This window comes from Streptomyces sp. NPDC006332, from assembly GCF_040612855.1.
GTDB lineage: Bacteria > Actinomycetota > Actinomycetes > Streptomycetales > Streptomycetaceae > Streptomyces.
Genome location: NZ_JBEXRA010000023.1, coordinates 23,899 through 46,241, shown reverse-complemented (window position 1 = coordinate 46,241; position 22,343 = coordinate 23,899). Strand labels below are relative to the sequence as shown.

At 69.1% G+C, this 22,343-nt stretch carries 17 protein-coding genes and 3 pseudogenes; 13 read left to right on the top strand and 7 right to left on the bottom strand.

What is annotated here, in order from left to right:
• Positions 1 to 364: 364 nt before the first annotated feature.
• From ABZ027_RS21595 to ABZ027_RS21585, 3 genes and pseudogenes are all read left to right on the top strand, one after another.
• Positions 365 to 1,555 carry an alginate lyase family protein gene (locus ABZ027_RS21595; protein ID WP_356770659.1) on the top strand — a complete coding sequence of 397 codons (1,191 nt, stop codon included), beginning with the start codon at positions 365 to 367 and terminating at the stop codon, positions 1,553 to 1,555.
• A 151-nt stretch (positions 1,556 to 1,706) separates the two neighbouring features.
• Positions 1,707 to 2,015: pseudogene (locus ABZ027_RS21590) on the top strand (DUF4291 family protein); the annotation flags it as partial.
• Positions 2,016 to 2,113: 98 nt separating this feature from the next.
• The gene (locus ABZ027_RS21585; RefSeq protein WP_356770657.1) at positions 2,114 to 3,229 is read left to right on the top strand and encodes an AI-2E family transporter; all 1,116 of its coding nucleotides are present in this window, start codon (positions 2,114 to 2,116) and stop codon (positions 3,227 to 3,229) included.
• A gap of 15 nt (positions 3,230 to 3,244) precedes the next feature.
• Here ABZ027_RS21585 and ABZ027_RS21580 read toward each other — a convergent pair whose 3' ends face one another.
• Entirely contained in the window at positions 3,245 to 3,682 is a 438-nt protein-coding gene (locus ABZ027_RS21580; protein WP_356770832.1) for a GNAT family N-acetyltransferase, read from the bottom strand.
• Between the two features lie 464 nt (positions 3,683 to 4,146).
• On the opposite strand from ABZ027_RS21580, the gene ABZ027_RS21575 reads away from it, so the two are divergent.
• From ABZ027_RS21575 to ABZ027_RS21565, 3 genes are all read left to right on the top strand, one after another.
• Positions 4,147 to 4,605, top strand: a complete 459-nt coding sequence (locus ABZ027_RS21575; RefSeq protein ID WP_356770655.1) for an SRPBCC family protein — start codon at positions 4,147 to 4,149, stop codon at positions 4,603 to 4,605.
• A gap of 222 nt (positions 4,606 to 4,827) precedes the next feature.
• Positions 4,828 to 5,112, top strand: coding sequence for a hypothetical protein (locus tag ABZ027_RS21570; protein WP_356770653.1), 285 nt, complete (start codon positions 4,828 to 4,830; stop codon positions 5,110 to 5,112).
• Between the two features lie 94 nt (positions 5,113 to 5,206).
• Positions 5,207 to 5,929, top strand: a complete 723-nt coding sequence (locus tag ABZ027_RS21565) for a Crp/Fnr family transcriptional regulator (RefSeq protein WP_356770830.1) — start codon at positions 5,207 to 5,209, stop codon at positions 5,927 to 5,929.
• Between the two features lie 4 nt (positions 5,930 to 5,933).
• On the opposite strand, the gene ABZ027_RS21560 is transcribed toward ABZ027_RS21565, so the two are convergent.
• Positions 5,934 to 6,473: a hypothetical protein gene (locus tag ABZ027_RS21560; protein WP_356770651.1), complete on the bottom strand. Its 540-nt coding sequence runs from the start codon at positions 6,471 to 6,473 to the stop codon at positions 5,934 to 5,936.
• 321 nt (positions 6,474 to 6,794) lie between these two features.
• Between ABZ027_RS21560 and ABZ027_RS21555 the strand changes: the two genes are divergently transcribed.
• From ABZ027_RS21555 to ABZ027_RS21540, 4 genes are all read left to right on the top strand, one after another.
• Positions 6,795 to 7,550, top strand: coding sequence for a hypothetical protein (locus ABZ027_RS21555; protein WP_356770649.1), 756 nt, complete (start codon positions 6,795 to 6,797; stop codon positions 7,548 to 7,550).
• A 344-nt stretch (positions 7,551 to 7,894) separates the two neighbouring features.
• A complete protein-coding gene (locus ABZ027_RS21550) occupies positions 7,895 to 9,961 on the top strand; it encodes a hypothetical protein (protein WP_356770647.1) in 2,067 nt (688 codons plus the stop codon).
• An 11-nt stretch (positions 9,962 to 9,972) separates the two neighbouring features.
• The gene (locus ABZ027_RS21545; RefSeq protein WP_356770645.1) at positions 9,973 to 11,472 is read left to right on the top strand and encodes a hypothetical protein; all 1,500 of its coding nucleotides are present in this window, start codon (positions 9,973 to 9,975) and stop codon (positions 11,470 to 11,472) included.
• On the top strand, positions 11,462 to 12,853 hold the full coding sequence (locus ABZ027_RS21540; protein ID WP_356770643.1) for a DUF4407 domain-containing protein: 1,392 nt from the start codon (positions 11,462 to 11,464) through the stop codon (positions 12,851 to 12,853). Before ABZ027_RS21545 ends, ABZ027_RS21540 begins: the two co-directional genes overlap by 11 nt.
• Positions 12,854 to 13,058: 205 nt before the next feature.
• Here the strand turns inward: ABZ027_RS21540 and ABZ027_RS21535 are convergent, their stop codons facing one another.
• Positions 13,059 to 14,099 carry an NAD(P)-dependent alcohol dehydrogenase gene (locus ABZ027_RS21535; RefSeq protein WP_356770641.1) on the bottom strand — a complete coding sequence of 347 codons (1,041 nt, stop codon included), beginning with the start codon at positions 14,097 to 14,099 and terminating at the stop codon, positions 13,059 to 13,061.
• Between the two features lie 171 nt (positions 14,100 to 14,270).
• On the opposite strand from ABZ027_RS21535, the gene ABZ027_RS21530 reads away from it, so the two are divergent.
• On the top strand, positions 14,271 to 15,203 hold the full coding sequence (locus ABZ027_RS21530; RefSeq protein ID WP_356770639.1) for a helix-turn-helix transcriptional regulator: 933 nt from the start codon (positions 14,271 to 14,273) through the stop codon (positions 15,201 to 15,203).
• A 66-nt stretch (positions 15,204 to 15,269) separates the two neighbouring features.
• Here ABZ027_RS21530 and ABZ027_RS21525 read toward each other — a convergent pair whose 3' ends face one another.
• Positions 15,270 to 16,040 (bottom strand): antibiotic biosynthesis monooxygenase, encoded by a 771-nt coding sequence (locus ABZ027_RS21525; RefSeq protein WP_356770637.1) that lies wholly within the window; start codon positions 16,038 to 16,040, stop codon positions 15,270 to 15,272.
• A gap of 572 nt (positions 16,041 to 16,612) precedes the next feature.
• Between ABZ027_RS21525 and ABZ027_RS21520 the strand changes: the two genes are divergently transcribed.
• Positions 16,613 to 17,080, top strand: a complete 468-nt coding sequence (locus ABZ027_RS21520; protein ID WP_356770635.1) for a hypothetical protein — start codon at positions 16,613 to 16,615, stop codon at positions 17,078 to 17,080.
• A gap of 74 nt (positions 17,081 to 17,154) precedes the next feature.
• Positions 17,155 to 17,460 (top strand): hypothetical protein, encoded by a 306-nt coding sequence (locus ABZ027_RS21515; protein WP_356770633.1) that lies wholly within the window; start codon positions 17,155 to 17,157, stop codon positions 17,458 to 17,460.
• 393 nt (positions 17,461 to 17,853) lie between these two features.
• Here the strand turns inward: ABZ027_RS21515 and ABZ027_RS21510 are convergent.
• The 3 genes and pseudogenes from ABZ027_RS21510 to ABZ027_RS21500 all read right to left on the bottom strand — a co-directional run.
• Positions 17,854 to 18,229 (bottom strand): annotated as a pseudogene (locus ABZ027_RS21510) (peptidase S8); the annotation flags it as partial.
• A pseudogene (locus ABZ027_RS21505) lies at positions 18,203 to 18,583 on the bottom strand (antibiotic biosynthesis monooxygenase); the annotation flags it as partial. The pseudogenes ABZ027_RS21505 and ABZ027_RS21510, both read right to left, overlap by 27 nt.
• Before the next feature lie 107 nt (positions 18,584 to 18,690).
• Positions 18,691 to 22,044, bottom strand: coding sequence for a S8 family serine peptidase (locus ABZ027_RS21500; protein WP_356770631.1), 3,354 nt, complete (start codon positions 22,042 to 22,044; stop codon positions 18,691 to 18,693).
• Positions 22,045 to 22,343: the final 299 nt, after the last annotated feature.

Sequence of the window (22,343 nt, the reverse complement as noted above, 5' to 3'; positions counted from 1 at the left end):
CGCCTTTATCGGCCGATCGGCAACGGAGACGGGCCGTATCCCCGTAGATGCGCAGGATGCGGTCTTTGAAGAGGCCCAGGGGCGCGCTCCCGTCCGAGGGGTGCAGGGTCAGCCACCAGAGCCATCAAAGGCGGATGGCCTTCGCGTGCCGGCTCCCATCGGGTTGGGGCCCTGTACGGCCGCCCACGCCTCGAACAGCGCACTGACGGGCTCCCAGCCCGGCCGGGCAGGAAGTGGCTGGGCCGGTTCTCCGTGGACCGGCCAAAGCTGTCTATTGACATGTACACAATCCTTCCTTATGGTCCAGGCCAATCTTTCTTCATTCGGAACTGTGTTCTCATTCGTGAACAGAAGAGGTCATCGGATGACACGAACCAGAACCGCCCTGCTGAGTGTTCTCGCCCTACTGGCCGGCCTGCTGAGCCTTCAGCTCACCGGCCCGGCCCCACGGGCAACGGCCGCACCGACAACCTTCACCCACCCCGGCGTGCTCGTGAGCCGTGCCCAACTCGACTACGCCCGGTCAAAGGCGCAGGCCGGCCAACAGCCATGGAAGGCCGCGTACGACAGCATGATGGCCAGCTCCTACGCTTCACTGTCGCGTACCGCCAAGCCGCGGGCCGTCGTGGAGTGCGGGTCGTCGTCCAACCCCAACCGCGGCTGCACCGACGAGCGTCAGGACGCCATCGCGGCCTACACCCAAGCGCTCGCGTGGTACTTCACCAGGGACGCCAGGTACGCCCAGAAGTCGATCGAGATCATGGACGCCTGGTCCGCGACCATCACCGATCACACCAACAGCAACGCCCCGCTGCAGACCGGCTGGGCCGGATCGACCTGGCCGCGCGCCGCCGAGATCATCAAGTACACCTACGGCTCCGGCTGGCCGGGCGCGGGCCGCTTCGCGACCATGCTTCGCACCGTCTACCTGCCCGAGGTGATCAACGGCGCAGCGACCAAGAACGGCAACTGGGAACTGGTCATGACCGAGGCGGCGATCGGTATCTCGGTCTTCATCGAGGACCGCGCCAGCTACGACAAGGCGGTCAGCACCTACCTCGCCCGGGTTCCCGCGTACATCTACCTGACCAGTGACGGCGCCCTTCCGAAGCCGCCGGCGGGCAGCAGCATCGACACCAGCGCCGAGATCATCAAGTACTGGCAGGGCCAGAGCACCTTCGCCAACGGCCTCTCGCAGGAGACCTGCCGGGACTTCGGGCACACCGGCTGGGGCATCGCTTCCATAGCCGACATCGCGGAGACCAGCCGCATCCAGGGCCAGGACCTCTATCCGAGGATCCAGGACCGGCTGCGCTACGCGCTGGGCTTCCACACCTCCTACGAGAACGGCACCGCCGTACCTTCCTGGTTGTGCGGCGGCTCGGTCAACAAGGGCCTCGACCAGGTCACGGAGGTCGGGTTCAACGCCCTCCAGAACCGTCTCGGGAACAGCATGTCCAACACCCAGAAGTACACCGAGGAACACCGGCCCTCCGGCACGGACAACTACTTCAACGCCTGGACGACCCTCACGCACGCCGACAACCCCAGCTAATGACCACCGCCGACCCGCCCGGCCGCGCAGGGGCAGCACCTCGGCAGGATCCCTGCCGACCCCTGCGGGCTGGGCGGTACCGGGCTGACGGGCGTGCGCGTCGGCGGTTTGACGGAACTTCGGACGCTGGGCAACCGAGCACGGCGTCCACGGGGTGCACCCCGACCGGGCCACCTGGCAGCGTCAGTTGAAGCGCCCGCCCGCCCGTGTGCAGTGGGACCCGGAGCGCGACCTGCGCCTGAGCCCCTTGCCGTACCGGTTCCTGCAACTCGGCCTCTCCGGTGAGGCCCCACGGCGCTACGCGGACGAGTGGACGGTCGCCATCCGCGACGCGACTCCGCTCGCCCACGAGATCCACGCCCTCGTCAGCAGTGGGGACCTGGACTCCGCCGCCCGACTGCTGCCCGAGGAACGCCCCTGTCCGGCGGGAGACGAGCTTCTCGCCCACCTACGCGGATGACGGGCTGCCGGGGCGGGCCGGCCCGCCCCGGCCCGTGGGGGACGGGACAGTTGTGAGCGGCGGTGCCGGTGTGGTGGGCGTACCCATAGGGTGCATCCGTGACTGCCACCTTGAGTTCCACGAAAGCCCGCGCCGCGCTCCGTACGTCGGCGCGGGTCTCCGTGGAGTCGCTGCTCATAATCCTGATGCTCGCGGTGACCCTGTGGGTCCTGGGACGGATGTGGTCGGTCGTCTGGCCACTGGTGGTCGGCCTGCTGCTGACCACCCTGACCTGGCCACCGACCCGTTTCCTGCGTCGCCGCGGGTGGAGACCCGCTCTCGCCGCGTCGGTCGTGACGGTGCTGTTCCTCCTGGTCACCGTGGGCGTCGTGGCACTGATCGCGGTGCCCGTGGCCTCTCAGTCCGGTCAGCTGACCGACGGCGTGGTCGAGGGGATCCAGAGGGTGCGCGAGTGGGCCGCCGGGCCACCGTTGAACATCGGTGACGCCCAGATCGACAAGGCCTTCGACACGGCGGTCTCCCGCGCGCAGGACGGTGTCGGCAGCATGGTCGGCACGGTCGTCACGGGAGTGACCACCGTGGTGAACGGCTTGGTCACCGGCGTCCTGGCCCTGTTCCTGATGTTCTTCTTCCTCAAGGACGGCCCGCGGTTCCTGCCGTGGCTCGCCCGTCAGCTGCCCGGTCGGCTCGCCACCGACGTCCCGACCGTGGCGGCACGTGGCTGGGACACCCTGGGAGCGTTCGTGCGCTCGCAGGCGGCGGTCGGCCTGCTCGACGCCGTCCTGATCGGCCTGGGCCTGTGGATCGTGGGGGTACCGCTGGTGCTCCCGCTGGCGGTGCTGACCTTCGTCTCCGCGTTCGTGCCGATCATCGGTGCCCTGTTCGCCGGTTTCGTCGCGGTTCTCATCGCGCTGGTCTCCAACGGGCTGACGGACGCGCTGATCGTGCTGGCCGTCATCGTCGTGGTGCAGCAGCTCGAGGGCAACGTGTTCCAGCCCATGATCCAGAGCCGTGGGCTCGGTCTCCACGCGGCGGTGGTCCTGCTGGCGGTGACGCTGGGCGGCAATCTGGCCGGCATCGTGGGCAGCCTGCTCGCGGTACCGGTCGCCGCGCTGATCGCGGTGGTCTGGAACTACGTGCGCGAGCAGCTCCGCGAACCCTCACCGGATCCGGGCGCCGACGAGTCGGACGCCGGCGTCGCCGTGCCGTCGTAGGGCCTCTCATCTGGATCACGCCGTGCCCGCGCCCGGCACTCGCACCATGTAGACGTCGACCGGGTCCTGGGCTTCCACAGTGAACCCGTGGCGCTCGTACAGCCGCCGGGCGGCGCTGCCCCGCAGGACGTTCAGGCGGACGGTCAGGCCGTCGGCGTCGGTCCGGTCCAGCAGCGTTCGCAGGACGGCCGAACCGAGCCCCCGGCCTTGGACGTGCGGGGCGAGGTAGAAGTGCTCCAGCCAGTGCCCGTCCTCGGCCGGCCGCAACGCGACACAGCCCGCCAACGTGCCATCCGCCAGGACGACCGACGTGTGCCGCGAGGAGAAGGCGTCCCGCAGCCGCTGCCGGACCCGATGCTCGTCGAACCGGCCCAGCCGCTCCAGGTCCGGACGCATCACGACGGCCCGGATCTCCACGAGCGCCTCGACGTCCGCCGACTCCGCGGGACGCATGGCCCATTCCATGGGCCGGTCCGGCGCGGTGGAGCGTGACACCGCCCGCACCTCCGGTATCTCGTCCCGCCCCGCCGTTATCTCGTCCGCCTTCGCACTCGCGTTCACGGCTGGATGGTATGACGGCGGCCACTGCGCCGACATACGTGTCAGCCCGCGACGCCCGCCCGCCGTGCGCACGGCGAAACGGCGACCGCTCACCCGGCGGAAAGGGGGGCGCGACCGGCGCCGCCAGGGAACCAGCCCAGGCCGCTCCCTCCCGGCCCCCACGTTCCCCGCGCGCCAAGCACCGCGGTCACGTAGGGTAGCGGTGTCACTACGACAGGACGGGCGGCGCGGCGTGGCCCGGGCGTCCCGCACTTGCACTCGGGCGCGAGGCGGTTCCCTCTCGCCCTCGTGATGCGGCGGGCGTCCGCGGAGGGTGGCGCGCGGGCCCGTCGCGGCTCGCATCCTCAGGAGGGTCCGTGTCAGGACAGTTCGAAGCGACGGTCGAGGTCGACCGGCCCGTCGAGGAGGTGTTCGCCTACCTCGCCGACGGACGCAACGATCCGCAGTTCAGCCCCCGGGTGCTCAGGATCGAGCGGGACCCCGACGCCCCGACCACCGTGGGAACCGTCTTCCGGAGCACGGTCAAGGACGCCGGGATGAAGACCGCCAGGGAGTTCCGGATCACCGCCCTCGAAGCGCCGACGAAGATCCGCTGGGCCGAGGTGTCGAAGAACAGCGTGACGGCACGCGAGGGCGGCTACGACGTGGAGCCGCTGCCCGACGGCCGGACCCGGGTCCGTATCTTCAACGTGCTGGAGGGCCACGGGCTGGGCAAGCTCCTCGTCGGCCTGGCGCTCGCCGCCGCCCGCAAGGACGCCGCCGGCTTCGGCGCCCGGATCAAGGCGGCAGCGGAGGCGGCGATCAATCCCCGCTGACGCCCCGCGGACCGACGGGCGGGCAGCCGGCCGACGGCTGCCGTTCGGATCACCCGGGGCGGCCCTTCAGGTGATTGCCGGACGCCCCGCGAGCCACACGGCCGCCGCGAGGGTACGACGTCTCAGCAGACGTCTCGCCAGAAGTCCGGGCAGACGTCCAAGCAGACGTCTCAGCAGCGTCCCAGCAGAGGACGAGCCCAGAACGCCGTGAGGAGCTTGGGGATGTACGCAGCAGTCCGGCGGTACGAAGGGGTGACCGATGCGGCCGAGGCGGCACGTGTCGTGAACGAGGGGTTCGTGCCGCTCATGCGCCGGGTCTCCGGATTCGTGGCCTACTTCTGGATCGACGCCGGGGACGGAGTGATGGTCTCGACCAGCGTCTTCCAGGACCAGGCCGGTGCCGATGAATCGATCTTGAGGGCGGCGGACTTCGTGCGGGACAACCTCGCGCCCCTGCTTCCCAACCCTCCCCAGGTCATGGCCGGCGAGGTGGTGGCTTCCGCCTGAGGACGGCGTACCGCACGCGGGTTCACAGTGAAGAGCTGGCCCGTATGCGGAATCCGCGCGGGCCGCCGACCGGAGCCTCTATCGTCGGAACGTGATGGACGCACCACGGCGGAACGCCGGACGTGGGGGTGGGTGGCCGCGAGGAAGTTTCCTCGCCAGGCTGGCCGACGCGGCGCTCCAGGACCTGTTGGCGCTGGGACGCCCGCGGGTCTTCGAGGCGAAGGAGGTCCTGGTCCGCCAAGGAGACGTCGACCGCCACGCGCTGTTGCTGCTGTCCGGGTTCACCAAGGTCACGGCCACCGTGGAGAACGGCCGGGAGTCCCTGCTGGCCATCCGGCTCGGCGGGGACATCGTCGGCGAGATGGCGGCGATCGCGGACATGCCGCGTACGGCGACCGTCACCGCGTGCGGCAGGGTGCGGGCCCGGGCCGTGTCCCACGAGGCGTTGCGCGCGTTCCTGCTGCGCTGCCCGGACGCGGCCGTGGTGATGACGGGCATCCTCTCCGAGCGGCTGCGCTGGGCGAACAACCGTCGGCTCGAGTTCCGTGGCTACAACGTCAAGGAACGGCTGGCGAGGATCCTGGTCGACCTCGCGTCGATCCACGGCGTCCAGGGGCGCAAGGGCGTGGAGCTCGGATTCACCCTGACCCAGCCGGAGATGGCGGCCCTGACGGGCGCCGCCGAGCCGACCGTGCACAAGGCGCTCAAGGACTTGCGTGACGCGGAGCTGATCGGCACCGGATACCGGACCACGACCATCCGGGACCTCGACCGGCTGCGCGTCGAGGCGCGGCTGCCCGCACCGGATATCTGCTGAGGCCTCACCCGGGGAACGCCCTCAGCAGCAGGCACAGGCCCGCCGCCGCGGCCATCACGGCGGTGCAGACGACGGCGGCCGTCGCGTAGCGGCACTTGGTCACCGTGACCGCGGCGAGGAACCGGCACGCCTCCCACAACTCCGCCCGTGCGCGCGCCGCGGGGTCCTCACCCGGCGCACCCTGCGGGACGGCGCTCGCGGCCCTGGACAGCACGTGGACGCTGTACCTGTTGAAGGACGCGGGACGCCACAGCCGCGGCCGGAGCACCAGAGCCAGGCAGGTCACCCCCGACAGGAAAGCCACGGCGAACAGGACGACCAGCGTGTCCAGCAGCACCACACCGAACGCCTCGTGCGCCCAGGTGTCCCGCGCGGAACGCACCCAGGACCCGAAGGAGACGACCAGCGCCGCCTGGACGCCGGCGAGGACACCCGCCTTGCCGTCGGCGAGTTGATGGGTCGTCTGCAGCGAGGCCAGCATCGCGGCCGGGTCACCTGACTGGTCGGGCCGCGGAGATCCGCCGCCGTCCGGCGCGTGTGCCATACCGACTCCTTCACCACCGGGGCGGCCTCTTCGGCCGGATGTCACCCAGTAACGCTCCGCCGGTGCCGGAAGACCACCTACTTCTACGGCTTCCCGGAAAGACGTGAATCCCGTATTTCCATGGGTTTCCGCTCGGCGAGGGTCTGATACGACAGTCCCCCGCACTGTGTGAAAGTCAAGAGCCCGAGGCCTTCTTGTCTCATTTCTGCAACAGCGGCACGTGGCAGCGCTCCCGCCTGTGATGCTGCTTTTCCCTTCTCGATCACCGTGCACAGCACCAGGGATTCGACCACGATTTCGAAGGAATAGAACGTGAATCGAATGAAAGGCTTTTCCCGCCGTCCGCTCCTGGCAGTGGACGCCCAGGGATACGGGCGCAGCAGCCCACGCCGTCAGCACTGGATCCAGCAGTCGATACCCCACGTCCTCGACGAGGCGGCTGAAGAAGTGGGCTTCGTGAGAGGCGCCTGGCAGACGCAGGTCGCCGGGGACTCCGCGCTGTCCGTGCTCCCCGTCGAGGAGTCGGAGCCGCTGCTCGTGGACGACTTCATGCGCCATCTGGACAACGCGCTGCGGGCCGTGAACGACGGCCGGGAGCCCGACGCCTGGCTGACGTTGCGCGCCGCGGTGCACCACGGGCCGGCCGTTCCCGCGGCCGGCGGCTTCTCCGACAGCGGGCCGGTGGAGGTGTCGAGGATCCTCAACTGCAAGCAGCTGAAGGAGGCCCTGCGCCTCAGCGCCGGGGCGCGGCTGGCGGTAGCGGTGTCCCGCGAGGTGTTCAACACCGTCGTGGTCCGCGAGTACACGACGCTGCGCACCAGCGAGTTCCGTGAGATCCGGGTCCGGGAGAAGGAGTTCGACGACGCGGTCTGGATCAGGGTGCTGGGCGGTGACATCCACGCACTGGGCGACCTGGAGGGAGACACTCCGCCGCCCGAGGACCCCCCGGCGCCGCCCTCCGGCCCCGCGCCCTCCAACCCCACGCCGGCCGGCCCGACCGGTCAGCACTCGGTCCAGGTGTTCGAGGCCCCGGTGCACGGATCCGTCATCGGAATCGTGAACAACAACCGCCTATGAACGGCGAGAAGTCACACCCCGAGAACCCACAGCACGCGGTGGGACCCGATAACACACAAAACCCTCCGGGCTCACACGTCCCAGAGGAACGAAACCAGGAAGCGGTGCAGTCGGGTCTGGACCAACAATCGACGGACGCTATTCCTGGGACGCCTGAGACCGGTGAGGAGAAACCGCACCGGAAAACACCCGAACCTGAGAAGCCGGGAGTTCCCGAGCCGGAAAAGGGAAAGGCATCGCCACCCGCGAGCGGAAATGCACCCGACGGGGAAACAGCCCCGCCCGACGCGAGGGATCCGTCCCCCCGCGCGAACACGAAGCCCCCCACCGAGGCCAGCGATCAGGTGTCCGCCGTCCACACCACCTACACGACGGTCCACCAGAACCTGTACGGCCCCGTGGGTCCGGGCGGAGTCACGGGTGTCGCCGGGGCCGCCCCTCTCCCCCAGGGCGCGGCGACCGGCCCCGTGCGGAAGGAGGAGATCGACCTCCTGGTGCGGCGCTACGCGGAACCCGACGCGTTCGCCCAGGCCCTCGAAGCGCTGCGGGCCGACAAGGTGGTGACCCTGATCGGCGAACCCGGGACGGGCAAGCGGTCGGGAGCTGTCGCCCTGCTCAAGAAGGCGATGCGCGGCAAGGGCCGCATGATCGTGCTGTCCCCGGACATCACCCTGGAACAGCTGGCGGAGCGGGTCTTCGACACCGGCAACGGCTACGTCGTCCTCGACCGGGTCGACGACGGTGTCACCGGGGTCGAGCAGGCGGACTTCGCCTGGCGGCGCGTGCAGGAACGGGTCCACAAGTGCAAGGCCCACCTCGTCGTCACCACGCGCCCGCGCATGGAACGCACGCTCCCCACGGCGGTCCGCCATTTCTGCTGGGAGGCGCCCGCCACCGAGGAACTGCTGCGCCTGCGGCTCAGTCTGGGCGGCTGCTCCGACGACACGATCCACCAGGCGATCCAGCTGATCCGGCCCAACTGCCCCGTGAGCAAGGCGGTCGAGATCGCCGACAGCATCTGTGAGGGGGGCGAGCCGGAACAGGTCTGGAAGGAGTACGACACCAACACCTACGAGACCGTCCAGCGGTGGTTCAACGCCCCGGGCCGCACCATGCGGGAGATCCTCCAGGTGACCACCGTGGCCTTCGCCGCCGGCGGCGGCATCAGGGCCTGCGAGCAGTTGTTCTCCTTGCTCGACCACCATGTGAGCCGCGCCTACGCGGGCGGAACCAACACACAGGCCAGGAGCAACGCCCTCTCCCCCTCCCTCACCGCGCCCGCCGCCGTTCCCGCCACGGCGGGCAAGGACAAGAACGTCCCGGGGAAACGAACCGGCGGCGTGGAGGCGTCCCTGTTCGACCACCGGCGGGCCATGCTCGACATCGACCTGCTGACCACCAAGCGGATCCCGATGGGCTCCGTCACCCGCGAGGTCGTGGTCTTCGGTACGCCTTCCCACCGGCGCTGGGTCTTCACCGAGCTGTGCGCGCGCTTCGGAATGGAGTTCTGGGACGCGGTGCAGCAGTGGCTGACCACCGTACTGAGCGACCCGGACGCGCCCTGCCCACCCGGCACGATCTCCGGGGACGAGTTCGAGGTCTCGATGGCCGCCGGGCTCGCCATGCTGGCCGTCACCGACTTCGAGGAGGTCGTGCGCAACTACCTGGTGCCGTGGGCCACGGGCCAGGCCGGCCGGCGGGGCCAGGCCATGGCCGTCTACGTGCTGTGGGACATGTGCCACAGCGGCCTGGGCCTCGACACCGCCGCCCTCTCCATAGCCCGGGACTGGGCCAGGTCCGGTTCGGCGGAACTGCGCGGGACCGCGGCACTGGCGTTCAGCGGATGGCTCGGGGTGCGCTTCCCCTCCGACGCCGTGAAGTGGCTGTGGCACCTGATCGCGTCCGAGCACGGCCAGGGGATGGGGACGGCGGCACTGGCCAGGTTCTTCGCGCTGCTCGTCTACCACGACGAGGACCCCTCACGGGTCCTGGGGCTGCTGACCTACCGACTGGGCAAGCACGCCTCGACGGTCGGCCGGACCCCGTTGAAATCGGTGACCTTCGCGGTGGTGGTGACGATCCTCAGCATCCGGGACGCCTCCGGCAGACCGGTCGCCCTGCGCTACTTCGTCCTCCACCCCGACCGCGGTGACGCGCTCCTGGAACTGTGGGCCACCGCCTTCCGCTACCGGCCGATGCGCCAGATGGCGTTGCAGACCTTCGCCGAACACCTCACGGCGCTGCCGGTCCTCACCAAGGAGACCGTGAAGGCGGGCCGGGCCCTCGGCAAGGGCCTGCGCGCGCAGACGCACACCGAGACCGAGAGGAACGCGCTCCGCGCCGCCCTGGTGCGGCTGACCCGTGGCAAGGGCCCGGCGGAGGCGATCCGTGCCCTGCTCGACGAACTGTGAAAGGTGTACCGATGCGCGACGATTCGCACCCCTCCTACCCCGTCGTGTCGAGCCGGCCGCTCGAACCTCCGGTCGCCCGCGGGTGGCGCGCCATCGGCTCGCCCCGACGCGAGCCGTCGGACCTGCCCCGGCTCAGCACCCACCAGGTCGCCGTGTACCGGGTCGGTGAGATGTGGGTCGAGAATCACGGCAGCCTCGACCTCCGATCGGACACGGCGGTGTCGGCCACCTCGGTGACCGTCGTGGACAAGCAGAGGAACGTCCCGGTCGAGGCCATGGTGACGGTGCCCTCCGCCGACTCCTCCGACTTCGCGGTACGGGTCCGCTTCCGGTGCACGGTGGACGACAGCGTCGCCCTGGTGCGTGAGGGGCCGGCGGACGCGGTCTCGGCCCTCACCTCCTACCTGCACGCATGCCCCGGGCTGGTCGAGGAGTGCCTGGACCACGGCGTCGCCCAGGTCACCGAGGTGCGCAAGCGGCTGTCCGCCCGGGTCTCCGCCTTCTCCATCGCTCAGCCGCCCCGGCTGCCCGGGATGACGGCCGAGCTGGTGAGCGTGGACGTCCTCACGCCGTCCGAACTGCGCGACTTCCAGGCCAAGTTGGAGGAACTGGAGCGTCGCCGCAGGCAGGACGAGGTGGAGCAGGCGGTCGAACAGGACCGCAAGGTGCGGGAACGCGAGCACCAGCAGCAACTGGAGCTGATGACCAAGCAGCACCAGGAGGAGATCCAACGGCGCGAACAGGAGGTCGAGCTCCAACTCGCCGAACAGCGGGCCGCGTACGAGCGGGAGCAGGAGGAGCTGGACTCCGGTCAGACGGCGAAGCTGGGCTCGCGCTGGGCCCTGCTGCGGGCCTACCGCCGGAAGGAACTGACGGCCGAGCAGCTGGCGGAACGCCTCGGCGTGGCCGAACGGGAGGCCCGGGAGGCCGCGGAACGCCGGGACGAGACCGAACGGGCCCTGGTGGAGCGGCTGTCCACCCTGTGGCGTGAGGACCTGGTGCGCGACACCGAACGGGCCGACCGCCGCTGGGAGCTGAGGTGGCAGGAGAAGACCCGGATGCTCAACGCCAGGCGTGAGGAACTCCTGACCAAGAGCCAGGAGGAGCGCGAGGACCGGCTGCGTCGCGAACAGCATCAGCGCGAGGACACCCTGCGCAAGGAGCGCGACGAGCGGACGCGGGGCGATCGGCAGCAGGAGATGTACTACGAGCTGTACAAGCAGCTCATCCGCGAGGGCTACACCGACATGACTCCCGTGGACATTCGCGCGCTGCTGGACCGCATCATCGGCGCCAACCTCGAGCCAGGCGCCGAGGGCCCGGACAAGCAGCTGGAGTCCGTGCCGCCGCAGGGGGAGGCGCAGTCGTCGACCGCGGCGTCCGCGCCGGGCAGCGGCACCCGCGCGGACGGGACCGCGGAGGACCGCGAGGACGACGCCGCGTTCGGCGAGGACGACGAGAGCGACACCTTCGACATCGGCGACGTGGGCAGGGAAGAGCATGGGTACTGAACGACGCACACCCCGGGCCCGCGCGGAAGCCGGGAGCACCGACCGCGACGCCGCGCCCCCGCGTCGCGGACCGGGACGTCTGCTGCGGGGGCAGATCGGCGTGCACGAGCCGATCCTGGACCGGGTACCGGCCGAGCGCGTCCTCTACAGCCGCTACGGCGGGATCGTCCTCGCGACGTCCCTGATCGGCGGGGTGTCGGTGTGTCTGGCCCTCGACTCCCTGCTCGGCGGGGCGCCGGTCTGGGCGCTGCTGGTGACCGGGACGATCTGGACCGTGTTCGTCTTCCTCGTCGACAGCTGGCTGGTCTCCGGCACGCACGGCAAGGTCACCGGCAACAGGCGCCGTGCCCTGCTGCCCCGCTTCCTGCTGTCGCTCCTGCTGGGGCTGGCCCTGGCCGAGCCGCTGCTGTTCCAGGTGTTCGCCCCGGAGATGGACAAGTACCTGGCCGAGGACCGGGAGGAGACCGCGCAGGTCTACTACCGGAACCTGCTGCGCTGCAATCCCGCCGACGGCACCTCCACCGAGAACCGACCGGACTGCGCGAAGGCCCAGTTGGGGGTTCACGGCTCACCCGCGACGCTGCGGACCCAGATCTCGGCGGTCGAGGAGCAGCTGGCGAAGCTGAGCGGGCACATCAACGCGGTCGACAAGCAGCAGGCGAAGCTGGAAGCCACGTCCAACGAGCTGTGCAGCCGGAAGAACTACATCTACGTCAACGGCGGCCGGGACATCACCCAGCAGTGCCGGATCGCCCGCGAGGACGCCCGGATCTATCGGGACGGCAACAACGTCGACGAGGACCGGACGACCGCCACGAGCCTGCGGTCCCGGATCGACACGCTGACGAGCGGGGTGAAACCGGCCACGGAGGAGTACCGGGCCAAGGTCCTGGACGCGGCGCAGGCCAAACGCGAGGCCAAGGAACGGGAACTGCGCGCGACCGGCCTGCTCGACCGGGCGGAGGCCCTGTGGGCGGTCATGACCAGCGCCTTCTACCCGTGCTTCCTCGGCGTCGTGCTGCACCTGCTGCTGCTCGTGCTGGACTCTCTGCCGGTCCTGGCGAAGCTGATGGGCGGCGTCACCCGGTACGACCGTCTGCTGCACCGCCATCTGGAGAGCGTGGAGCGCATGTACGAGGTGGAGCGACGCGCGGTCGAGGACCGGCACCGTGAGGATCTGGAGCACCAGCTGGCCGTCGAGCGAGCGCGCAACGCCGAGGACCGGGAGGCGGTCGAACACGAACTCGCCCGGGCCCGGGCCCGCCGTGAGTCCGAGCGCCGCGCCCTGATCGACAACCTGACCGCACAACTGGCCGGTGAGGACATCACCATGGCCCCGACGATCCCCGCCCCTGGTTTCGCCGGACGGGGACGCGGCTGAGCCGAGGTCTACCACCTGGGCCGAAGAGCCGTATCCGCTGTGGCTGCTGCGGCTGCCGTGTCCGCTGCGGCAGCTGCGGCAGCTGCGGCAGCTGCGACTGCGGCGACTGCGGCGACTGCGGCGACTGCGGCGACTGCGGCGGCGGCGTACGGCGGCACGCTGAAGGCCCCGGCACACCGCCGGGGCCCTTCAGTCGAGGTACGGCTCAGATGGTCGCCGTGTCGATCACGAACCGGTAGCGCACGTCACTCGCCACGACCCGCTCGTACGCCTCGTTGATCTCGGACGCGGCGATCAGCTCGATCTCGGCGCCGATGCCGTGCTCGGCGCAGAAGTCCAGCATCTCCTGGGTCTCCGGGATGCCGCCGATCATCGAACCGGCGAGGGTCTTGCTGCCGCCGATGAGGGAGAACAGGTTGAGGGCGACGGGCTCCTCCGGGGCGCCCACGTTCACGAGGGCACCGTGCGCCTTGAGCAGGCCCAGGTACGCGCCGAAGTCCAGCGGCGCCGAGACCGTGGAGACGATGAGGTCGAAGGAGCCGGCCAGCTCCTTGAAGGTGTTCTCGTCGCTGGTGGCGTAGTAGTGGTCGGCGCCCAGCTTCAGGCCGTCGTCCTTCTTACGCAGGGACTGCGAGAGGACGGTCACCTCGGCGCCCAGCGCGTGCGCGATCTTGACGCCCATGTGGCCGAGGCCGCCCAGGCCGATCACGGCGACCTTCTTGCCGGGACCCGCGCCCCACCGCTTGAGCGGGGAGTACGTAGTGATGCCGGCGCACAGGAGCGGGGCGGCCTCGTCGAGGGCCAGGCCCTCGGGAATGCGGACGACGAAGTTCTCGTCGACGACGACCTTCTCGGAGTAGCCGCCGTAGGTGGGCTCGCCGTCACGGCCGATGGCGTTGTACGTCTGGATGTTGCCCTTGAGGCAGTGCTGCTCCAGACCGGCCTTGCAGTTCTCGCACTCACGGCAGGAGTCGACCATGCAGCCGACGCCCACGCGGTCGCCGACCTTGTACTTGGTGACGCCGGGACCGACCTCGGACACGATGCCCGCGATCTCGTGGCCCGGGACCATCGGGAAGATCGCCTCACCCCAGCCCTCCCGGGCCTGGTGGATGTCGGAGTGACATATACCGGCGAACTTGATGTCGATCAGTACATCGAACTCGCGGACCGCGCGGCGCTCGATGGTGGTGCGCTCCAGCGGAGCCTTGGCGGCTGGGGCGGCGTACGCAGCAACAGTGGTCATGCCGGGGTTTCTCCTTGCGAGGGTTCCGTGCCCGGCTGCCTTTCGGCCGGGCACGACATCCAGCGTGCCCGATCGCGCGCCGTCCACCCAGGCCTCCGTTTTGCGTACGTCCACCGGTCCTACTACTGAGGGGGTCAGGCTGGTGTGCGTACGACCGGGAATACTTGAGGCATGGACAAACACCCCGACCCCGCTGCGGAGCCCGTGGGCGGGACGCCCGGCGGGGCGCTGGACCGTCGTGCCGAGCTCAGCGAGTTCCTGCGTACCCGGCGGGCCCGGCTGAAGCCGCAGGACGTGGGGCTGCCGGACTTCGGGCGCCACCGGCGGGTGCCGGGGCTGCGCCGGGAGGAGCTGGCGCAGCTGGCCGGCGTGTCCGTGGCGTACTACACACGCCTGGAGCAGGGCAACGGACGAAACGTTTCGGCGGAGGTCCTCGACGCCATCGCCCGCGCACTGCGGCTCACCGACGCCGAGCACGCGCACCTCACGCATCTGGCGAAGCCGAAGCAGTACAAGAAGAAGCCGGCCGCCCGTACCCAGCAGGTCCGGGCCGCCCTGCGGACGCTGCTGGACTCGATGGACGGCGTTCCGGCGTACATCGTGGGACGGCACTCGGACATCCTGGTCTGGAACCGGATGGCCGCGGCCGTGTTCGGCGACTGGGCGGAGCTGCCGCCGCAGGAGCGGAACTGGGCGCGGCTGGTGTTCCTGCGACCCGAGTACCGCGATCTGTACGAGGACTGGGAGCAGAAGGCGATCGACATCGTCTGCGCGCTGCGCATGGACGCCGGCCGTCATCCGGATGATCCCCGGCTGTCCGCGCTGGTGGGCGAGCTCTCCGTGAAGAGCGAGGAGTTCCGGCGGCTGTGGGCCACCCACGACGTCAAGGAGAAGAGCCACGGCGTCAAGCGACTGCGGCATCCGCTCGTCGGGAGCCTCGATCTCAACTTCGAGACGTTCCGCCTGACCGACGACCAGGAACAGGGTCTGGTGACGTACCACGCCGAGCCGGGCTCCCCGTCGGCGGAGGCGCTACGGCTCCTCGCGAGCTGGGGCACGGACGCGACACGCGCCGGGACGGGGTCGTCGGCACCGTCGGCCTGAAGGCGCGGCGCCCCCTGTCACCGGGCGCCGCGACCGGCCCGGCCCGGCCGGCCCCAGCGGTCCGCGTCACCCCTGGTACGGCGGTGCCGCCCCCCACGTCCACTTCGGTACCGGCTGTTCGGCCGGCGGCTTGGCGTCCGGGCCGGAGAAGTGCACCGCGAGGCGGGTTCCCCACTCCACGTAGGCCAGGAAGGCGGAGCGGAACTCGGCGTCGGTCGGCAGGCCCGCCTCGTCCGCCGCGTCCTGGATCAGGTTCACCCAGCGCCGCCGCTGGGCCTCGGTGATGCCCCGGCCCATGTGTTTGGCGACCATGTGGCCGTGGCCGCCCTGCGTCTCGGAGTAGCCGGGCGGGCCGCCGAAGACCTCGGCGAGCCACAGGGCCACGTGCTGGGCGTGCTCGGGGGCGAGGTCCTCGAACATCGGCGCGAGGAGTTCGTCCTGCAGGACCTTTTCGTAGAAGACCGTGGTCAGGCGGGCGAAGGCGTCCGGACCGCCCGCCCAGGCGTAGAGGGTGGGGACCGCGGAGCCGGTGCCGCGGACCGTGGTGGGGGTGTAGTGGCGCATCTCCTGGATGTTCGGGATGTACGGGCGGATCTCGGCGAGGAAGTCGGCAAACAGTTCGGACTCGCGGAAACCCTTGAGGTGGTCCTCGGTGGAGGTCCAGGTGATGCGCAGCACGAAGTGCTCGAAGTCCTCCTCGCAGCGCGCCAGTTCGTAGTCGACGCATTGGGGCGCCGCCGCCAGCTGGGCCGCGGCGCGGGTGTAGGCGGACAGGAACTCCGCCGACTGCTCTTCGGGGATGCGGTACCGGATGTACTCGACCGTCTGAGTCGTCATGCGCACACAGAAACACGAAAGCCTGCCGGACGCTTCCCCTCCGGCGACACTGCAGCGGCGGCGCGTCAGCCGCATGACCGGGGTTCGTGGCCAGCAGTTCGCTATGTCGTCCGGATAACCGCTCGCCTCAGCGTGCCGACTTGACATGTAGACCACTCACCATCGAGGCCCCCAGTAACGAGTTGCGAGCCCACGGCGCTGGATTACAAGAGAGGGAGCAGTCGAGAAACTTCCACCAGAGCACGCGCTTTCTCCGCGCGAGCCGGGGCATCACAAATGGAGCCGCGAATTCCTGGGCCGAAAATCGGCCACGCCAAATACGCGCACACCCTCCGGCGTCAATGACTCACACCCCGTAAAACCAAAGGGTTTTGGCCCGGAAGTCAGCTCCGCAGTCTTGAGGTGTTTCGGTCAAGCTTCATGATCTCCTTGCCCGTGATCAGCCTGCCCCGTAACTTTCTCGCGAACCCGGCGCCGGCCGGGATGCGGACACCACTCCATCGCACGCGGTTTCCAGGCCATCAATGTGCGCTGAAGGGTGCCCGCACCGTCTTACCCGAAAGGTCATGTTAATGACTCGCAAGCAGATCCGCATAGGTGTGGCCACCGCTCTCGTGGCTGTGACGGTTGGCATGGCCGCTCCCAGCGCCATGGCGGTAGAAGGCCAGACCACGGCCGCCCGCTCCGTCTCAGCAAGCCTTGTCGCCTCCGCAGCCGAACCCACCAACCACGCCGAGTTCGTCAGCTACCTCAACTCCGCGGAGGGACAGGCCCTCCTGGCCGAAGCCGAGCTGACCAGCGCCGAGCGCGGTGCGCTCTACTCCAGCGACACGACCACCGAAGCCGTGGTCCAGAGCAGACTCTCCGGCATCATCAAAGTCCTCAAGAGGGTCAGGGGTTGGGCCGCGGCCGCCAGGGCCAGCTACAACAAGTTCAAGGACTGGTACGGCGACAAGGTGCCCGCCGCGATCCGCTGGGTCATCCGCTGGGCCTACGACCTTTACACGATCTACACGATCCTGAAGGCTGCCGCGTCGTAATCGGGACCCGAGGTGGTGGCCGCCCAATACTCGACCGCCGGGCGGCCACCACCCGTACATCTCTGGGGAAACTCATGTTCACGATGCGCCATGAAGGTAAGGACACCAGCACCTACGTCGGCACGCTCGACTGGCTTGTGGCCGGCGTTCTCTTCGCCATCCCGCTCTTCCTCGACCATGCCTTCGGAGCCAGGGGTTGGGCCGCGTTCGTCGGCTGGCCCATCTGGACCCTGGCTCTCGGTCTTCTGTTTTTCCACTGGTCGACCGCGCTGCGCTCGTTACGCGGCGGAGAGGTCGAGGTGTGGGGCTGGTGGGCCGCTGCCCTGACCCATGTCATCGCCGCATGGCACGTCATCGCCGTCATTAAGGGTGTGCAATGAAACTGACCATCGCAGCAGCAGTCGCCACAGCCGCCTGCCTGGCAGCAGGGGCTCTGGTCGCCTCGACCGCCCCTGCGTCTGCCCAAGCCGGCACCCCCTGCTTCAAGATGCCCAACCCGCAGCCGGTCTACGGCAAGTGGTACCGGTGCACCGACCCCGCTAATAGCACAACACGTTACTTCGGCACGCTCAGCGCCACGAATAGGCCGGTGGTCTTCTTCTTCCCCGGGGGGGTGCGCGTCACCGTATGCTTGGACACAGAGTTCGACACCGGCTACCAGACAGGTACCTCCTACGGCTACAGGCCGGGACCCGACAGCCTCTGTAGGTAGCTGGCTTCCATCGCCGCAGAACAGTGAGTGGCATGCCGGGAATTACTGTCCGGCATGCCACTCAGTTGCGAACTACTTGTTCGTAGTACGCGTTGTAGATCGAGATCGTCGACTTGTTGCCCTTCTTGTCGGCGATCTTGGCGTGGAAGCAGATGGCCTTCCCCTTCGCCGGGTTCTTCACGGTGATCTTGCCGCCCGTGACCGTGACCTTCTTCCAGGTCTGGCCGTAGTCGTACGACACGTACACCGGGAGCGACTTGAGGTTGCTGCCCTTGGCCGCGCCCTCGATCACCGGGATCTTGACCGTCTTGCCGGCCTCGACCTTGCTGTCCAGGCCGGTGGTTGCCGCGAAGCGGGCCGTGGACACTGGGCAGCTTCGCCCTGTTCGTGGTCTTCTTCGAGCGGAGCATGAAGCTCGTGTCGATGCGGGTGGAGGCGTCCGGGCCGCCCGCCCAGGCGTAGAGGGTGGGGACCGCGGAGCCGGTGCCGAGGACCGTGGTGGGGGTGTAGTGGCGCATCTCCTGGATGTTCGGGATGTACGGGCGGATCTCGGCGAGGAAGTCGGGAAACAGTTCGGACTCGCGGAAGCCTTCGAGGTGGTCCTCGGTGGAGGTCCAGGTGATGCGCAGGACGAAGTGCTCGAAGTCCTCCTCGCAACGTGCCAGTTCGTAGTCGACGCACTGGGGCGCCGCCGCCAGCAGGGCCGCGGCTCAGGTGTAGGCGGACAGTAACTCCGCCGACTGCTCTTCGGGGATGCGGTACCGGATGTACTCGACCGTCTGAGTCGTCATGCGCCCACAGAAACACGAGAGGCCCGCCGGGGGCTGCAACCCCGGCGGGCCTTTCGCTCAGCGCTCAACGAGCCCGCGAGCTACTCCGTAGTACGAGAGTACGAGATCTACTTCCCGTAGTACGCGTTGTAGATCGAGATCGTCGCCTTGTTGCCCTTCTTGTCGGCGATCTTGGCGTGGAAGGAGATGGCCTTCCCCTTCGCCGGGTTCTTCGCGGTGATCTTGCCGTGCTTGACCTCGAGCTTCTTCCAGGTCTGGCCGTAGTCGTACGACACGTACACCGCCAGGGACTTGAGGTTGGAGCCCTTGGCCGCGCCCTCGACGGTGACCGGGATCGTCATCGTCTGGCCGGCCTTGACCCTGCTGTCCAGACCCGTCTTGGCGTTGAAGCGTGCGGTGGAGGCCGCCAGCTTGGTGATGTCGTTGCCGGACGGCTTCTTCGAGCGGAAGGTCCAGCTCGCGTCGATCCGGGTGGAGGCGGCGGCGACCTTGACGCTCCGCTTGACCGAGGAGGTCAGTTTGTACTCGGCGTCACCGGCCGGGACGGTGAAGCCCGAGCCGGTCAGCGGGTCGTCGTTGGTGCCGATCTTGGTGCCGTTGCGGTACAGGGAGGTGGCCGCTGAGGTGAAGACCGACGCGCCGTCGTGCCCGGCCCCGTCGGCGAACAGCGACAGCGCGCCGTAGATGGTGTTGCCCTCGCGGTAGAGACCGTTGTCCGCCCTCAGCGTCGGACCGAAGACCGCCGTGTTGAAGGTCTTGGTGTACTTCTGGCCCTTCTTGAAGGTCTGCGGGTCGCCCAGCGAGTAGTACGCGTCGGTGATCGGGAAGCCGTCCGCGTCCTTGCCCGCGTACTGCTCGAAGTCGAAGCCCCACTTGATCTTGTCGGCGGTCGAGACGTACACGGTGCGCGACCCCGGCAGCTTCTGCTCCACCGGCTCACCGATGACCATGTCATCGGGGAAGAGCCCCCAGGGGGTGACCGCGCCGGTCTTGCCGGAGGCGGCGGCGCCCAGGTTGTTCTTCACCGTGGCGAGTTCGCTCGCCTTGAAGTGACGGACCTTGTCGCCCTGGATCTTCTTGACCTTGGCGGTGGTGGCCACGTCGTACTCGGCGTTCGCGCCCTTGGTCCACTGGCCGTTCCAGGTCTGGGTGAGACCGGTGGCGACCTCGGGGCCCAGGTGGGCCATCCGCACATCGGCGAAGGACGGGGCGGGGCCGAAGCTGAAGCCGACGTCTGCGGGCTCATAGAAGTAGCCGCTCATCGCGCTGATCTGCTTGGCCTGCGCGTCCGGCACCGTGATGTCGGCCGACTTGGTCTTGCGAGCGTCGACCGTCACAGTGACGTTCTTGGTGACGCTCAGCTTCGGCTGGATCAGCCAGTCGATGCCGCCCTTGAAGTCCACGAAGTCCTTCGCGATCCCCGCGTCCATCAGGTAGGTGCCCTTGGGCAGCCGCAGGGTGGTGGTGCCGGAGGCGGCCACCGGGACCTGGAAGCTGCGGCCGTTGGCGAGGCCCGAGTAGGCGAAGAACGCGGTGTTGTAGCCGTCCGTCGCCTTCCCGTCCCGGCCGATGTGCTTGACCTTGACGTCGTACGACTCCGCCTCACGGTTGACCGCCGCGGCCGTACGGATGCTCTGCCCGTCGCCGGTCGCCGTCACGTACGCGGAGTACGCGCCGTCGGTCGTGCCGCCCAGCTTGGTGTTGACGGTGACGTTCACGGACGCCGTGCCGCCCGCCGGGACGGTCACCTTGGTCGCGCCGAGCTTGAAGAAGCCCGCCGGAGCCGCCTGGCCCTTGGGGTTGGTGGCGGTGATGCCGAGGGTGAGCGTGACGTCCTTGGTGCCGAGGTTGCGGTACGTCAGCGGCTTGGTGTCCGGCTTGTCGTCGGTGTGCGGCCACTGCTGCGTGGCGAAGCCCACCGACACCGGGTCGGCGATCACGGTCTGCTTGATGGCCTTGTCGACCTGGATCCGGCCCGAACCCTGCTGGAAGGGGGTGTACTTGCCGCCCTTGGTGGACGCGGTCAGCGCGCCCTTCAGTTCGGCGTACTTCCAGTCCGGGTGCTGCTGCTTGAGGATCGCGGCGGCGCCCGCGACATGCGGGGTCGCCATCGACGTACCGGAGATGGTCAGGTAGCCGGCCGGCTTCTCGCCGACCTCCTGCTCGATCACGCTGCCCTTGGCGGACGCGGCCGCGATGTCCACGCCAGGCGCGGTGACGTCCGGCTTGATCGCGCCGTCGCCGACCCGCGGGCCGGTCGAGGAGAACTCGGCGAGCTTGTCCTTGTCGTCGACGGCGCCGACGGTGAGCGCGGCGTCCGCGCTGCCCGGCGAACCGACCGATTCGGGGCCGGAGTTACCCGCGGCGATCGCGAAGAGGATCCCCTTCTCGGCGGAGAGCTTGTTGACCTCCGCCTCCAGCGGGTCGATCTCCGGCGTGTCCCCGCCGCCGAGGCTGAGGTTGACGACGTCGGCGCCCTGCGCGGCCGCCCACTCCATGCCGGCGAGGATGCCGGAGTCGTCGCCGGAGCCGGAGTCGTCGAGGACCTTGCCGCTGAGGATCCGCGCGCCGGGCGCGACGCCCTTGTACTTGCCGCCGGACTTGGCTCCGGTGCCCGCCGCGATGGACGCGACATGGGTGCCGTGGCCGAAGTGGTCCTTGGCGTCGGCGGCCGTGGAGAAGTTCTTGGACTCGATCACCTGGTTCTTCAGGTCCGGGTGGGTCGCGTCGACACCCGTGTCCAGGACGGCGATCTTGACGCCCTTGCCGTCGTACCCGGCCGCCCACGCCTTGGGGGCGCCGATCTGCGGCACGGACTTGTCGAGGCTGGCCTTACGGACGCCGTCGAGCCAGACGTGCGCGACACCGGAGGCCGTCTTGTCGCCGTTGGTGACCGCGTCCCACAGTTCGGGCGTGTCCTGGTGCGGCGTCTGCACGGCGTCCGCGTTCAGGGACTTCAGGGTCCGGCGCAGGGTGCCCGCGTCCCGCACCTCGGCCTTGGCGTCGGCCGCGGCTCCCCGGTAGCCGACGATGACCTTCAGGCCGTTCTTCTGGGAGGCGCGGGTCGTCGACTTGTTGAGCTCGGTGATGTCGAAGAGCCGCTGGTCGAGCTTGCCGGTCGCGATCAGCCGGGCCGCGTCGGCCGGTATCACGAGCGTGTGCCCGAAGGCCTTGCGGATCTGGACGGGTATGTGGCCGCGCCCCTTCGCCCGCTCCAGGCCGACCACGCGGCCCTTGGAGTCGACGGAGACACGGTCACCCGTGATGAGAGTGATGCGGTGGTGGGACGAGAGCGAGGCAGCGCCGGTCGCGCGCTGCTCGGGCTCCGCCGACGCCGGGCTGGTCATGCCCGCGGCGAGAGCGACGGCCGCAGCCGTGGCGACCGTGGCCGCGCACGCTCTTTTCACTTGTCTGTGCAAGATTCCCCCTTGCAGAAGATCCGGATGAATTCCCCGATTCATCCGGGCGGGGGAAATCTCGCACCCATGTGCGTACGCCCCCCGGAACACGCAGTATGCCGGGGGGCGTTCAGAGGGCTCAATACACAGGTGGCCGACAGGAACGCTCTGTTACACGATCGTCGGGAAAGCGAACGTCCTCGGCCACACAGAACGAGCCTGCCCGAACTCCCGCACAAGGAGAGGCGTTCAGGGGGCCGCGTTCTTCTTCACCTGGTTCTTGCGAGGAGACCCCGGTGTTCACGCCGGGGAGGAATCGCAGCCGGGTGTCGCGACGCGAAGCGTCGCCGTATCCAGTTCAG